The organism is Bifidobacterium rousetti, from assembly GCF_008698235.1.
In the GTDB taxonomy this organism is placed as follows: domain Bacteria; phylum Actinomycetota; class Actinomycetes; order Actinomycetales; family Bifidobacteriaceae; genus Bifidobacterium; species Bifidobacterium rousetti.
In genome coordinates, this window is record NZ_PEBH01000003.1 from 54,776 (window position 1) to 67,859 (window position 13,084).

Sequence of the window (13,084 nt, forward strand, 5' to 3'; positions counted from 1 at the left end):
GTGCACTGCGGCTCAGCAGGATATTTTTTTTTTTCAATCAGGAGGCGGCAGACGAGGTGGGAGACCCGCCCCGGGGGACCGGGGAGGTGTAAAGCGACAAGGCCACCGGCCCCGTGGGACGATCCTTCAAAGCGCCCCCCCCCCCCCCCCCACGCCATACATGCACAGGCGATCGTCATCGAAGAACCGCTCCTCGAATTCATCCAATCCGACGACATCGGCGATAGCGGCGACACGCATCGCCTCGCCCCATGCATCCAACCGGAAGGAGTCCTCGAGATACTGCACCACCGGCACCGCCTCCATGCCGACGGGCAGGACGATCAGGAACGCATCGGCACGGTCGCACAATTGCCCAAGCGCACGCCCGGCGTCATGCTTGACCGAGCACGACAGGCAGCAGTCGTCCACAGGCAACGTCTCCGACTCGCCGATCCGGACGCCATCCACACCCGCGTACGAGACGCTGCGCACGAGAACGATCCCAGATTCGGCGGCTTCGTCCGGACGCACGTCGTAGACGATGGAACATGCCGATGGATGCGAGTCGACCAGCGAGAAGACCGCCGCATCAAGACTCAGCCTGTCGGCGCCGGTGAGCAACACCACCGGAGTGGAGCCTTCGGCGTTTCTGGCCTCATTTTCCCTATATCCCAACGACGGATGAATCATGCGCTTTCCTTTCACGACACACGTTTATTGATAACGATTATCATTATGGTACACTCGTGGACATGCCCAAACAATGTCAACTGCTGGGCACGCATGCCTCCACAGGCAACACCGTGTCCCATTCGCATAGGAAAACCCGCAGAACCTTCAGCCCGAACCTGCAATCCAAGCGGTATTGGGTTCCCTCACAGGGGCGCTACGTCACACTGACGGTCAGCGCGAAAGGCATGAAGACCATCGACCGCATCGGCATCGAAGCGGCCCTGACACGCATCGAACGCCGCGCGTCACACGCATCACACGGACGCTGAACCCGCGACGGCAAACAACCGACAACCGCGTCCGCAGAACCACACCAACGAAAGCGACATCATGTCCAGCAAATCATCGGAAATCAGACCGGTCATCACCCTCAGATCCACGGCGGGGACCGGCTTCACCTACACCACCCGCAAAAACCGACGCAACACGCCGGACCGACTCGAACTGTTGAAGTTCGATCCGGTGGTGCGCAGGCGAGTCGTCTTCCGGGAAACCCGATAAGAAGACCCCATCCCGTCTCCATATCCACCACGCCGTCGTTTCTTAGGCAGATTCTGCGTTTCCTAGGCACATCCGCCGTGGAACGTATACGCAAAACCGCACGAATACAGACATCGGTCGTGCGTGACACGACGGCAAGGTGCCTAAGTAACGAAAAATCTGCCTAAGAAATGAATCCGCCCATTCCCGAGGAGCATCACAGTGGCCAAAACCAGCAAAATCAACCGACAACTGCAACGCGAGCGCATGGTCGCCAAGTTCGCGGAGCGACGCGCGCAGTACAAGCACGACAGCGTCGACCCGCACCTGACGGCCAAGGAACGCGCCGAGGCGATGCGCAAGCTACACGCCCTGCCGCGTGACGCCAGCCCCACCAGACTGCGCAACCGCGATTCCATCGACGGCCGCCCCCGCGGCTTCAACCGCAAATTCGGGCTGTCGCGCATCAACCTGCGCGAAAAGGCGCACAAGGGCGAACTGCCCGGCGTCACCAAATCCAGCTGGTGACCCGCCGCACGACCGCGAGCGAAGGCTCGCCCGGCAGCTTCGGATACACCAGCACAACAACGAAAGATATGACATGAAACAGGGAATCCATCCCATATATGATCACGTGGTCTTCTACGACCGCTCCGCCGACAAGTATTTCCTCACGCGCTCCACACTGGCGGCCAAGGCGGCCAGCCTGCCCACCATCGAGTGGGAGGACGGCAACACCTATCCGCTGGTGAACGTGGAGGTCTCCAGGTACAGCCATCCGTTCTACACCGGCAGGAACGTCGTGCTCGACACGGCAGGACAGGTGCAGAAATTCAACGCACGGTACGGACGGAAATAACCGCATCCACCACCAACCCAATAGGAACACATATGAAAGTCAAGGCATCGATTCGCTCGCTGGCGCGCAAGGACGGCTCCGTCATCGTGCGCAGGCGCGGGCATCTGTACGTCATCAACAAGAAGAACCCCCGATGGAAAGCGAGGCAAGGCTGATGGCACTGCCGAAAGCAAGGAAGTCACGCGCGAACACGCGCACACGCCGATCCCAGTGGAAGGCGCAGGCACCGCAGCTCGCCACGGTGATGACCCCCGAAGGCGAAACGGTACAGGTTCCGCAGAACCTCGCCCCAGCCGTGCGCAAAGGATACGTGAAACCGTAAGGGCAAAGCCTCGTCCACACGGTTTGCCGCAACAACACCAATCAGAGAAATCAAAGAACCAGGGAAACAAGTAGAAAGAAGGACCGACATGACCGATCAGAACACCAGTCAGCCCGGCCCCAACACCAACCACAACACCAGCCACAACATCCAGACGGACACCACCTCGGCCGTCGACGGGACCGCCCGCCGCAACGGCACGGTCAACGTCATCGTCGCGTTCATCGTCGGCGCGCTGCTCGCCGGGCTCATCGCGGGAGCCGTGGCGTTCCTGCGGCCGAACGAGGCATCCTCGAACGGCGCCGGAGGTAACGCGACCGCAGCGTCGGCCGGTGCCAAGGACTCCTGCGACACGACATTCACCGTGGTCGCCTCGGTGAATCAGTGGGGTTCGCTTGCCGAGCAACTCGGCGGCTCTTGTGCCGAAGTCACCTCGCTGATCAACTCGACCTCCGCCGATCCGCACGACTATGAGGCGACCGCCGCCGACCTGGCCAAGCTCGCCAAGGCCGATGTGGTCGTGCTCAACGGCGCCGGCTACGATGGCTGGGCGGAGAAGGCGCAGCTGGACAAGAACAGGCAGCGCATCGTCAACGTGGGCGACCTCATGGGCATCACCGCGACCGAGGAGCACTCCCACGAGCATGAGGAAGGCGGCGAAGGCGAGGAGGGTCATCACCACCATCACCACGGCTCCACGAACCCCCACGTGTGGTTCAGCCCCGAAGCCGTGCTGAAGGCCGCTGAGGCGATCAACGACGCCTACGTCGCCGAGGCCGGAGAGAACTCGAAAACCGCCGCCACCGTGCAGCGTCACTTCAACGAGTGGAACGGCGAATACGCCGAATTCGTCGCGCTGGTGAACAAGGGCCGCGCCGCGGGAGTCGAGCGCAACTACGTGGCGACCGAGTCGATCATCAGCTACCTGCTCGATTACATCGGCGCGACCGACAAGACCCCCGAAACCTACACCAACGCGATGAACAGCGAGGCCGAGCCCTCCGCGGCCGACCTGAAGAGCGCGATGGACACCGTGGCCGGCGACGACGTGGACATCCTCGTCGTCAACCCGCAGGAGATGGGTGGCTTCGCCAAGAAGCTCAACGAAGCCGCGATCTCCAGCAACAAGACAATCATCTCCGCCACCGAGCAGCTGCCCGAGAACCAGAAGACGCTGCTCGGATGGCTCACCCTGATCGCCAAGCAGGCGCTGGCGACCGATACCACGAACGGCTTCTTCCTCACGCAGGACGTCAAGGACCGCACCCTGTCCGATTACGAGGGCGAATGGCAGTCGGTGTACCCGTTCCTCAAGGACGGCACGCTCGACACGGTGATGGAAGCGAAGGCCAAGAAGGGCGACATGACCGCCGAGGAGTACAAGCAGTACTACGACACCGGATACAAGACCGACGTAGAGAAGATCGTCATCAAGGGCAACCAGATGAGCTTCACCCGCGGCGGCAAGACCGCGACCGCGACCTACAAGTACGACGGATTCAGGATCCTCGACTACGCGAAGGGCAACCGCGGCGTGCGCTTCCTGTTCACCGCCACCGGCGATGTGCCCGAGGGCGCGCCGAAGGTCGTGCAGTTCTCCGACCACGGTATCGCCCCGGGCAAGACCGCCCACTTCCACATCTTCATGGGTGACTCCTCGCAGGAGGAGACCCTGAAGGAGATGGACAACTGGCCCACCTACTACCCGGCGTCGATAAGCGGCAAGGAGATCGCCACCGAGATCCTGGCGCACTGAGCGGTTCGATACCACGCCCCGCCCCACCATTCCCTCAAGCGTCAGGAATTCTCGAGAATTCCCCATATCCCGAGATTTCCTGACGCTGATCCGACTTCACCGTCGGAAAATCTCGAAATCATCCCAATCATCGAGAAAAACCGTCGCTGAGATTATCCCAGCGACGGTTTTTCTCGTGAAACCGTTCGATCGGAAGTCGGTCAGAGGCCGGGAGCGGAGGACCGCTGGGTCTGCTGGCACTCGGGGCAGAGGCCGAAGACCTCCAAGGTGTGGCTTTCGACGGTGAAACCGTGGCCCTCGGCCACCTTGCGCAGCCATGCCTCGCTCGGTGGGTCGATCTCCACGGTACGGCCGCACTTGCGGCACACCAGATGGTGGTGATGGCCGTCGTCGCCGCACAGGCGGAACAGCTGCTGGCCGTCAAGGCGGATCGTGTCGGCGGCGCCGGAGTCGGCGAGCGCGTTGAGCTGCCGGTACACGGTGGCCAGTCCGATCCGCAAGCCCGAATCCTCGAGCCGACGATGCAGGTCCTGCGCGGAGATGAACTCGTCGCAGTCGGCGAGCGCGGCGCGGATCGCGTCCTTCTGTTTGGTCTGACGTTCGATGTGTTCAACCATGCGAACCGTCACGCCTCTTTTCCGGACGCCCCGGCGGATGCCCCGGCACCATCGGCGGCCTGACCGGCGGACACGGGCTGCACGAACGGGCGCGCGTAGGCTTGAAGATCATCCCAGCAGCCGGTGGCCTCGAGCTCGGCGACCGTGCGGGCGGTGTCGTCGGTGAGCACGGTGATGTGGCCCATCTTGCGGTTGTGACGCAGCTGCGCCTTGCCGTAGTCGTGCACGTTCCACTCAGGGTGCGTGGCGATCTGCGCGCGCGTCGGCAGGACGTGCTGGCCGAGCACGTTGACCATGACGGCCGGGCTCAGCAGCTTCGGCTGGATGAGCGGCCATCCGGCGATGCCGCGGATGTGCGCGTCGAACTGGTCGATCGAGCACGCCTCGATGGTGTAGTGGCCGGAGTTGTGCGGGCGCGGCGCGAGCTCGTTGACGATCACGCGGTTGTCTTTGGTGACGAACAGCTCGATGGCAAGTGTGCCGGCCAGTTCGAAGCCCTTCGCGAGCGCCAGCGCCATCTCGTGCGCGGTCCTCGCGATTTCGGGCGAGACCTCGGCCGGGGCGATCGTCATGTGCAGGATGTTGTTGCGGTGGTCGTTGCGCACGATCGGGAAGGTGACGTAGTCCTTGCCGTTGCCGGACACGAGGATCGACGCCTCGAACGCGAAGTCGACGAATCCCTCGAGGATGGACGGCGGGAAACCGCCGCCGCGATCGCCGCGGGCGCGGATCTTCTCCAGATCCATGTCGTTCCTGAGCACATGCTGGCCGTGTCCGTCGTAGCCGCCGGAGCGGGTCTTCAGCACGCACGGGTAGTGGAGGTCGTCGATGGCGGCCTCGAGCTCATCGAAGTCGTTGACCTCGCGCCACGGGGCGGTCTCGATGCCGTGCTTGTTGATGAACGTCTTCTCGTTGATGCGGTCCTGCGTGACGCGCAGCAGGTCGGTGCCCTGCGGGGCGGCGACCAGATGACGCACCTCGTCGATCGATTCGGCGTCGACGTTCTCGAACTCGTAGGTCAGGACGTCGGACTTCTCGGCGAGATCGTGGATGGCGGTCTTGTCGTCGTATTCGCCGACGACCTGGAAGTCGGCGACCTGCGCGGTCGGGCAGTCCGGGGTGGGGTCGAGCACGCCGATACGGAAGCCCATGTACTTGGCGGACAGCGCCATCATGCGGCCGAGCTGGCCACCTCCGATGATGCCGATCGTCGCGCCCGGCTGGAGCATCTGCGTGGCGCCGTGGGTTTCCTCAAACAAGCTGGGCATTGGATTCGGCCACCTTCTCCTTGAGTTCGTTGCGGTAGTCCTCGAGCTTGGCGGCGAGCCCCTCGTCGAACGCGGAGAGCATCTGCACTGCCAAGAGACCGGCGTTGGTGGCGCCGGAGTTGCCGACGGCGGTGGTGGCGACCGGGATGCCGCCGGGCATCTGCACGATGGAGAGCAGGGAGTCCCAGCCGGACAACGCGTGGGAACGCACCGGCACGCCGATGACGGGCAGGGTGGTCTGCGCGGCGATCATGCCGGGCAGGTGGGCGGAGCCGCCGGCTCCGGCGATGATGACCTTGAGGCCGTTGGCGCGGGCGTTGTGCGCGAAGTCGGCCATGAGCTCCGGCGTACGATGCGCGGAGATCACCTGCTTGAAGTAGGCGACTCCGAACTGGTCGAGGATGTCACAGGCGCGCTTCATGGTCTCCCAGTCACTGGAAGAGCCCATGACGACGGCGACTTCGGGCTTGGTGTCCGTCATTATCATTACCTCCGCGTTATTGAGAATACGGTCTTACTGTACTCCTCTATGCGGTCCGGGCGGAAGCGTCCTACAGGATGATCGCGACCTTGCCGAACAGATCGCCGCCGGCAACGCGCGCGAACGCCCCGGGCGCGGATTCGAGGCCCGTGAAGGTCGAGTCGATGACCGGGTGCAGGTCGGCGTGCTCGACGAAGCGCAGGAGGCGGGCGAAGTCCTCGCGCGAGCCCATCGTGTTGCCCTGCACGCGGATGTCCTGGAAGAACACGCGGGTCAGTTCGGCGCCGGGCTGGTCGCCGGTGGTCGCCCCGCACACGGCGATCACGCCGCCGGGGCGAACGGACTTCACCGAATGCGACCATGTGGCGGCGCCGACCGATTCGATGACGGCGTCGACCTTGCGCGGCAGCCGCGCGCCCGTCTCGAACGCGGCGTCGGCGCCGAGCGCGAGCGACTTCTCGCGCTTGTCCGCGGAACGCGAGGTGACGAACACCTCGAGGCCGGCGGCGTGCGCGAGCTGGATCGCCGCGGTGGAGACGCCGCCGCCCGCGCCCTGCACGAGGATCGTGTCGCCGGGTTTGACGCCTGCGGCGGTGAAGACGAGCGAGTAGGCGGTCAGCCAGCTGGTGCCGAGCGCGGCGGCCTCGGCCATGGTGAGGTTCTCTGGCTTGGCGAAGACGTTGGCGCTGGGCACCTGCGTCCCCTCGGCCATCGTGCCGGCGTACTTCTCCGACAGGATCGTGCGACGCTCCCCCGGCATGACGCCGGCGCCGTCGGTGCCGACGAACGTGTAGAGCACGACCTCGCTGCCGGCCTTGAGCCCGTGTCGCACGGGGATGTCTTCGTCGAGGACACCGGCCGCGTCGGTGCCGAGGATCATCGGGGTCTGTTCGACGGCGAGGCCCACGCCCTTGAGGCTCCACAGGTCGTGGTGGTTGACGGTCACGGCCTTGACCGAGACCGTGGACCAGTACGGTCTGGGTTCGGGGGCTGGCATATCGCCCACGGCGAGTGCGGAGAGCGGGTTGTCGTTGTCCACGGTGGCGGCGTATACGGCCTTCATCGGCGTTCCTTTCGTTCGGGTGCGTTCGGCTTGCCCTTCGATCGCGCGGCGGATCGGCATGTCCGCACACGGGACGGCATGGGGCGCGGCTCCGACGCGCGGCGCGACTTCGGTGCCGCACCTTGCCGTTTCATTGTCTCACGACTGATCGCGATGCCGTGGGAGGGGCCGTTTCGATCCATATAGCCATACAGACTCCGGGCGCATGACGGGTGCATATACGGAGATGTTGGGCGCATGTCGCGTGGGAGATGCGCCTTCGGAAGTGGAACGTCTAGGCTGTTCCGTCGGCAGGACAATCGAGAGGAAGGGCGCGCGTAGGTATGGGGACGGGCATGACCGGTGCGGAAGATGACATCGAAGGGCGATTCATCAGGGATGCTTCGGCGGGATCACGGGACTCCCGCACGACGCCCCGCACGACGCCCCGCACGGCGCCGGAAGCCGATGCGTCGCATGGTGCGCAGGCCTCGGCGCACGCGCTCCTGTCCCGCATCGCCGGGCCGGACGACGTCAAGGCGCTGTCGCGCGACGGATTGCACGAGCTGTGCCGCGAGATCCGTTCCACGCTGATCGCGTACGGGCACGCGCACGGCGGGCACATCGGATCGAACCTCGGCATGGTGGAGGCGACGGTCGCCCTGCATCGCGTCTTCGACTCGCCGCATGACCGCATCGTCTTCGACGTGTCGCACCAGAGTTACGTGCACAAGATGCTCACCGGCCGCGCGCAGGCGTATCTCGACCCGTCGCGCTTCGGCGAGGTGACGGGATTCACGAACCCGGACGAAAGCGCGCACGACCAGTTCACGCTCGGCCACACCGGCACGTCGATCTCGCTGGCGTGCGGTCTGGCGAAGACGCGCGACATGGAGGCCGCGGCACGGGGCGCGGCGCATTCCGGCGACGGCGCGACTGCCGGCGTCGGAGGCATCGGCAACGTGATCGCGGTGATCGGCGACGGGTCGCTCAGCTCCGGCATCGCGTTCGAGGGGCTCAACAACGCCGCCGAGCAGGGCGGCAACCTCATCATCGTGTTCAACGACAACGAGATGTCGATCGCGGGCGATTTCGGCGGCATGTACGGACCGCTGGCACGGCTGCGCGAGTCGAACGGCACCGCGCAGCCGAACATCTTCAACGCGTTCGGACTGGACTACCGCTATGTGGCGGACGGCAACGACGTGGACGCGCTGGTCGCCGCGTTCGGGGAGGTCAAGGACATCGATCACCCGGTGGTCGTGCACATCCACACGCTGAAGGGCGCGGGGCTCGAATCCGGGGACGACGGCAGCCGCGAGGTCGCCCACGCGACCGACACCGGCGTCAACGAGACGGGCAATCTCGCGCACGACGAGCCGTGGAGGTCGGACCACTGCAACCTGTCCGACCACGAACCGCATGAGGGCCAGTGCGAGGCGTCGCACTGGCAGACGCCGGACAATGCGATCGGGCGTCCGGACGATCCGCGCAAGCACTACGGCAAGCTCGCGATGGCCGCGCTGGAACGCCGGTTCCCCACGGAACCGGGGCTGGTGGTCATCTCCCCCGCGACGCCGGGGTCGAACGGCATCACGCACGAGTTCCGCGAGCGCGCCGGCGCGCATTACGTGGACACGGGCATCACCGAGGCGCATGCGGTGACGTTCGCCGCGGGCATCGCCAAGGCGGGCGGCACGCCGGTGGTGGCGACGACCGCGTCGTTCTTCCAGCGCGCGTACGACCAGTTCTTCCAGGAGATGAGCCTCAACCGCTCCCGCGTGACGGTCCTCGACTTCCTCGGCGGCCTGTCCGGTTCGGACAACACGCATTCGGGCGCGTACGACGTGACGATGTTCGCGAACATCCCCGGCGTGACGATGCTCGTGCCGACCTCGACGCGCGACTATCTGGCCGATCTCGCATGGGCGACCATGCCGGCCGACGCGACGGGAGCGGAAGGGGCTCCGGAAGGCCCTGTGGTGATCCGTGTGCCCGGTCAGGCGATCCTCGAGCGCGAGCGGGCGATGGGGCGTGAGATGACGCCCGAGGAGGTGCTGCGCGGCGGGGACGCGGCCGGCGCGACTGACTCGACCGACGCGACCGACGCGACCGACGCGACCGACACAACCGACGCCGCGCACATGCTGCGGTATCGCGTCGGCCGTCGGGGCGCCGACGTGGCGGTCATCGCGCTTGGCAACACGTATCCACTGGCCGAAACGGTGGTCGACACGCTTGCCCGCACGGACACGCCCATCGACGCGACGCTCATCGACCCACGCCAGTGCACTTCACTCGACACGGTGACGATGGAATCGCTGCGCGCGGATCACCGGCTCGTCGTCACGTTGGAGGACGGCCAGCTCGAGGGCGGCTGGGGTGAGAAGGTGACCGCGTACTACGCGAACCGCCACGCGAACCGCCACGCGCCGCAATCCGATCCCGCCCGTGATCCGCGCACCCCGCGCGTCCTCAACTTCGGCGCGGACAAGGAGTTCACCGACCGAGTCCCGCTCGCCGGCCTGAACGAACGATACGGCCTGACCGTCGGGAACATCACCGCGCGCATCCGCGAGGCGCTGGCGTCTACCGGTCGTTCCTGATCGCGTCCAGCGCGGGGATCTTTACGGCCTTGTTGGCCGGACCGAAGCCGAACAGCAGGCCGACGCAGGTCGCGAAGAGGATCGCGAACAGGTACAGCCACCACGGGATGACCGAGTAGCGGGTCACGTCCTCGCCTCCGACGATCGCCTGCCAGACCATCGTGCCGAACGACGCGCCGCCGGAACCGGAGCCCCCGGAGCCGCCCGAACTCGCGCCCGACGAACCCGACATGCCCGACAGCCACATGCCGCCCACGTTGATGCCCAGCGATACGAGCCCGCTCAACGCGGCGCCGATCAGCCCGCCGAGGAAGCCGATCGCGCCGGCCTCGGTCAGGAACATGACGCGGATGTCGCGCACATAGCAGCCGAGCGCCTTCATGATGCCGATCTCGCGCGTGCGCTCGGACACCGACATGACCATCGTGTTGGCGATGCCGATGGCGGCGACGAGCAGCGACACCGCGCCGATGCCGCCGAGGATCAGCTGGATGACGCGCGTCCCCTCCTCCATCGACTTGCGGATCTCCTCGTACGAGTAGGTCTCGTAGCCCATCGCCTTCAACTGCGACTCGACCACGGGTACCTGACTCAGGTCCGCCACCTTGACGAGCGCCTGGTCGTAGGTCATGGATTTGGCCGCGGACGACGGATCGATCTTCTTCAGCAGCGACTGCATGACCTTCAGGTCCATGACGAAGCCGTCGGTGGTGGCGTAGCCCTTGTTGTAGTCGCCCTTGAGCACGCCGGTGACCGTGAAGTCGAGGGTGACGTTCTGCGACTGGCCGTCCGCGCCGGACGCCCCGGCCCCGGAAGCCCCGCCGGACATGCCCGCGGAGCCGCCCGAGTACAGGTTCTGCACGTAGGGGTCGCCCTGATAGTTCGCGCCGGTGACGAGCGTGACCGGCGTGGTGAGCAGATTGAAGTACGGGTCCTCCCCTTCGGTCGGCACGCATTGGCCGGTGGCCTCGCTGTAGGTGCAGGAGCCGTCCGCGTAGCTGCGCGTCGCGCCGTTGCGCAGCGAATCCATGAACCCGTAGACCACATGCTCGCCGGCGAGGATCTGCTTCTCGTTCACCGGCTTGTCGCCTTCGGTGAGCTTGAGTCCCATGGCGTCGAGCTGGCTCATGTCGATGCCCATGATCTGCACGCCGTCGTCGATGTAGCGTCCGCCGGCGCCGGCCTTGGCCGTGGCGGTGTACTGCAGGTTCTTGACCGGGGTGACGCCTTCGACGCCGGCGATCGAGCGGAAGGATTCGATCGCCTTGTCGTCGAGCTTGACCGAGCCGGAACCGCCGGAGGACGAGCTGCCGCCGGAGGCCATGGCCATGCCGTAGCCCATGCTCATGCCGTAGCCGCCGCCGGACGTGTACGCGGTGACGATCGACAGGTCGCCCATCGCCTTGAGGCTGCGCTCGTTCTGTTCGTTGATGCCCTGGCCGAACGAGACCATGAGCACGATCGAGCAGCATCCGACGATCACGCCGAGGACGGTGAGGATCGTGCGCGACTTGCGGCGGAACAGGTTCTGCACGCACAGTCTGAGGATGTCGGCGAAGTTCATGCGCGTCCCCTGCGAGCGCGTCGTGCCTGACCCTGATCCGCGGACCCGTCCTCGGCGGGGGGCTGCGGCGTCTGCGGCGTGGCGATCAGCCGGGTCGCCTCGGGGTCGACGGCGGACGGTGCCGGAACGGGGACGGTCGACGCCGTTGTCGCAGACGAGCCGGGAACACCGTCGGCGGGATCGGACGGGCCCGTCGTGCCGTTGCCGTCGGGCTTGTTCCACTCATCCCACTCCTCGTCGATCTCGCTCTTCTTCGCCTTCTTCTTGCGACGGCGACGCACGAGCACGACGATGAGCACGATCGCGCCGATCACGACCACGGCGACAAGCGCCCACACCCACGCGGGCAGACCCTGCTGCGACTGTTCGTCGACGGCCATCGCCGTGTCATCGGGCATGGGCGCGGCGTCGGCGACGGACACGGTCACCGGGAAGTCCTTGGACTGCGCCTTGCCGTCGGAGTCCTCGTAGGCGATGTGCAGCTTGGCCTGAAGCTCGCCGGACTGCGTGGGTGTGAACGCGAAGCCGATCGAACCGTTCGCGCCGGAGGCGACATTGCCGACGTACTGGGTCTTGGTCATGGTGTCGAAGCCGTCGCCCTCGATCGACGCCTCGACGTTGGCGATGTCGCCCTTGCCCTTGTTCACGTAGTTCATCGTGATGGTGGTCTCGTTGCCGACCATCGCATCCTCGGGCGGCACCGGGTCGTCGAGCTGGAAGCGGTCGGGCTGGGAGACCGGCACGGAGATCCGGATGTCGGAGGAGCTGGAGGAGCGGGAGCCGGAGTCCACGTACTCGTAGCGGAAGCTCACGGTCACCCCCTGCGCGCCGCTCTTCGCGGTCGGCAGGGCCTGCATCGGCACGCTCTGCGTGGCCGAACGTCCGGCGGAGAGCGCGTCGAAGTAGAACGTGTTCGTGCCGCCCGCGATGGCGAAGTTCTCACCGCCGTCCACGGTGACGACCATGTTGCTCACCGCCACCTTGCCCTTGTTCTGGAACGTGAACGCGAGCGTGAAGTCGCTGCCGACCGCGACCGAGCCCTCGCCGTACGTGAAGTTGGTGATGATGACGTTGGGCACCGGCCCGGCGATCGGGGTGACGGCTTCTCCTCCGGAGGCGCCGCCGGAGCCGCCCGAGCCTCCCGCGGAGGCCTGTCCCGCGGCCGAGGTCGCGCCGGCCGCGTGGGCGGTGTGTGCCGCGGGCGCCAGCGGAGGGACCGCGAAGGCGAGCGCGAGGGTCATGGCGAGCGTCGTCAGCAGGGCGGCCAGTGATGCGGCCAGCGCGCGCGGCGCGTGGTGCATGCGCGGCGCGCGAATCGCCCCCGCCATCGGTTCCTTCGTTCCTCGTGTGGTCATGGTGTGTTCCTTCTTTCCTG

14 protein-coding genes and 1 pseudogene are annotated in these 13,084 nt (G+C 65.8%); 8 read left to right on the forward strand and 7 right to left on the reverse strand.

What is annotated here, in order from left to right; genetic code table 11:
- Positions 1-126 precede the first annotated feature (126 nt).
- Positions 127-672 (reverse strand): GTP-binding protein, encoded by a 546-nt coding sequence (locus CSQ85_RS04730; protein ID WP_150383102.1) that lies wholly within the window; start codon positions 670-672, stop codon positions 127-129.
- Between the two features lie 62 nt (positions 673-734).
- Here CSQ85_RS04730 and rpmB point away from each other — a divergent pair, with 62 nt between their 5' ends.
- The 7 genes from rpmB (at position 735) to CSQ85_RS04765 (ending at position 4,131) form a co-directional block, all read left to right on the forward strand.
- Positions 735-983 (forward strand): 50S ribosomal protein L28, encoded by a 249-nt coding sequence (gene rpmB, locus CSQ85_RS04735; protein WP_150383103.1) that lies wholly within the window; start codon positions 735-737, stop codon positions 981-983.
- A 61-nt stretch (positions 984-1,044) separates the two neighbouring features.
- On the forward strand, positions 1,045-1,215 hold the full coding sequence (gene rpmG, locus CSQ85_RS04740) for a 50S ribosomal protein L33 (RefSeq protein WP_150383104.1): 171 nt from the start codon (positions 1,045-1,047) through the stop codon (positions 1,213-1,215).
- A gap of 201 nt (positions 1,216-1,416) precedes the next feature.
- Entirely contained in the window at positions 1,417-1,722 is a 306-nt protein-coding gene (gene rpsN, locus CSQ85_RS04745) for a 30S ribosomal protein S14 (protein ID WP_150383105.1), read from the forward strand.
- A 73-nt stretch (positions 1,723-1,795) separates the two neighbouring features.
- A complete protein-coding gene (locus CSQ85_RS04750) occupies positions 1,796-2,053 on the forward strand; it encodes a type B 50S ribosomal protein L31 (RefSeq protein ID WP_107041511.1) in 258 nt (85 codons plus the stop codon).
- 32 nt (positions 2,054-2,085) lie between these two features.
- A complete protein-coding gene (gene ykgO, locus CSQ85_RS04755) occupies positions 2,086-2,208 on the forward strand; it encodes a type B 50S ribosomal protein L36 (protein WP_043167076.1) in 123 nt (40 codons plus the stop codon).
- Complete coding sequence (rpmF, locus tag CSQ85_RS04760) at positions 2,208-2,375, forward strand: 50S ribosomal protein L32 (RefSeq protein ID WP_150383106.1); 168 nt, start codon at positions 2,208-2,210, stop codon at positions 2,373-2,375. The genes ykgO and rpmF overlap by 1 nt, the downstream gene beginning before the upstream one ends.
- 88 nt (positions 2,376-2,463) lie before the next feature.
- A complete protein-coding gene (locus CSQ85_RS04765) occupies positions 2,464-4,131 on the forward strand; it encodes a metal ABC transporter solute-binding protein, Zn/Mn family (RefSeq protein ID WP_150383107.1) in 1,668 nt (555 codons plus the stop codon).
- Between the two features lie 200 nt (positions 4,132-4,331).
- Here the strand turns inward: CSQ85_RS04765 and CSQ85_RS04770 are convergent, their stop codons facing one another.
- The 4 genes and pseudogenes from CSQ85_RS04770 to CSQ85_RS04785 form a co-directional block, all read right to left on the reverse strand.
- The gene (locus tag CSQ85_RS04770) at positions 4,332-4,748 is read right to left on the reverse strand and encodes a Fur family transcriptional regulator (RefSeq protein ID WP_107043861.1); all 417 of its coding nucleotides are present in this window, start codon (positions 4,746-4,748) and stop codon (positions 4,332-4,334) included.
- A gap of 101 nt (positions 4,749-4,849) precedes the next feature.
- Positions 4,850-6,016: pseudogene (gene purK / locus CSQ85_RS04775) on the reverse strand (5-(carboxyamino)imidazole ribonucleotide synthase); the annotation flags it as partial.
- Positions 6,000-6,497, reverse strand: coding sequence for a 5-(carboxyamino)imidazole ribonucleotide mutase (gene purE / locus CSQ85_RS04780; protein ID WP_150383108.1), 498 nt, complete (start codon positions 6,495-6,497; stop codon positions 6,000-6,002). The pseudogene purK and the gene purE, both read right to left, overlap by 17 nt.
- A gap of 70 nt (positions 6,498-6,567) precedes the next feature.
- Positions 6,568-7,560 carry a zinc-binding dehydrogenase gene (locus CSQ85_RS04785; RefSeq protein ID WP_150383109.1) on the reverse strand — a complete coding sequence of 331 codons (993 nt, stop codon included), beginning with the start codon at positions 7,558-7,560 and terminating at the stop codon, positions 6,568-6,570.
- Positions 7,561-7,931: 371 nt separating this feature from the next.
- Between CSQ85_RS04785 and CSQ85_RS04790 the strand changes: the two genes are divergently transcribed.
- A complete protein-coding gene (locus tag CSQ85_RS04790) occupies positions 7,932-10,145 on the forward strand; it encodes a 1-deoxy-D-xylulose-5-phosphate synthase (protein ID WP_395956404.1) in 2,214 nt (737 codons plus the stop codon).
- Here CSQ85_RS04790 and CSQ85_RS04795 read toward each other — a convergent pair.
- Positions 10,129-11,709 (reverse strand): ABC transporter permease, encoded by a 1,581-nt coding sequence (locus CSQ85_RS04795; protein WP_150383111.1) that lies wholly within the window; start codon positions 11,707-11,709, stop codon positions 10,129-10,131. The genes CSQ85_RS04790 and CSQ85_RS04795 overlap by 17 nt on opposite strands.
- A complete protein-coding gene (locus tag CSQ85_RS04800; RefSeq protein WP_223846864.1) occupies positions 11,706-13,010 on the reverse strand; it encodes a COG1361 family protein in 1,305 nt (434 codons plus the stop codon). Before CSQ85_RS04800 ends, CSQ85_RS04795 begins: the two co-directional genes overlap by 4 nt.
- Between the last annotated feature and the right edge of the window lie 74 nt (positions 13,011-13,084).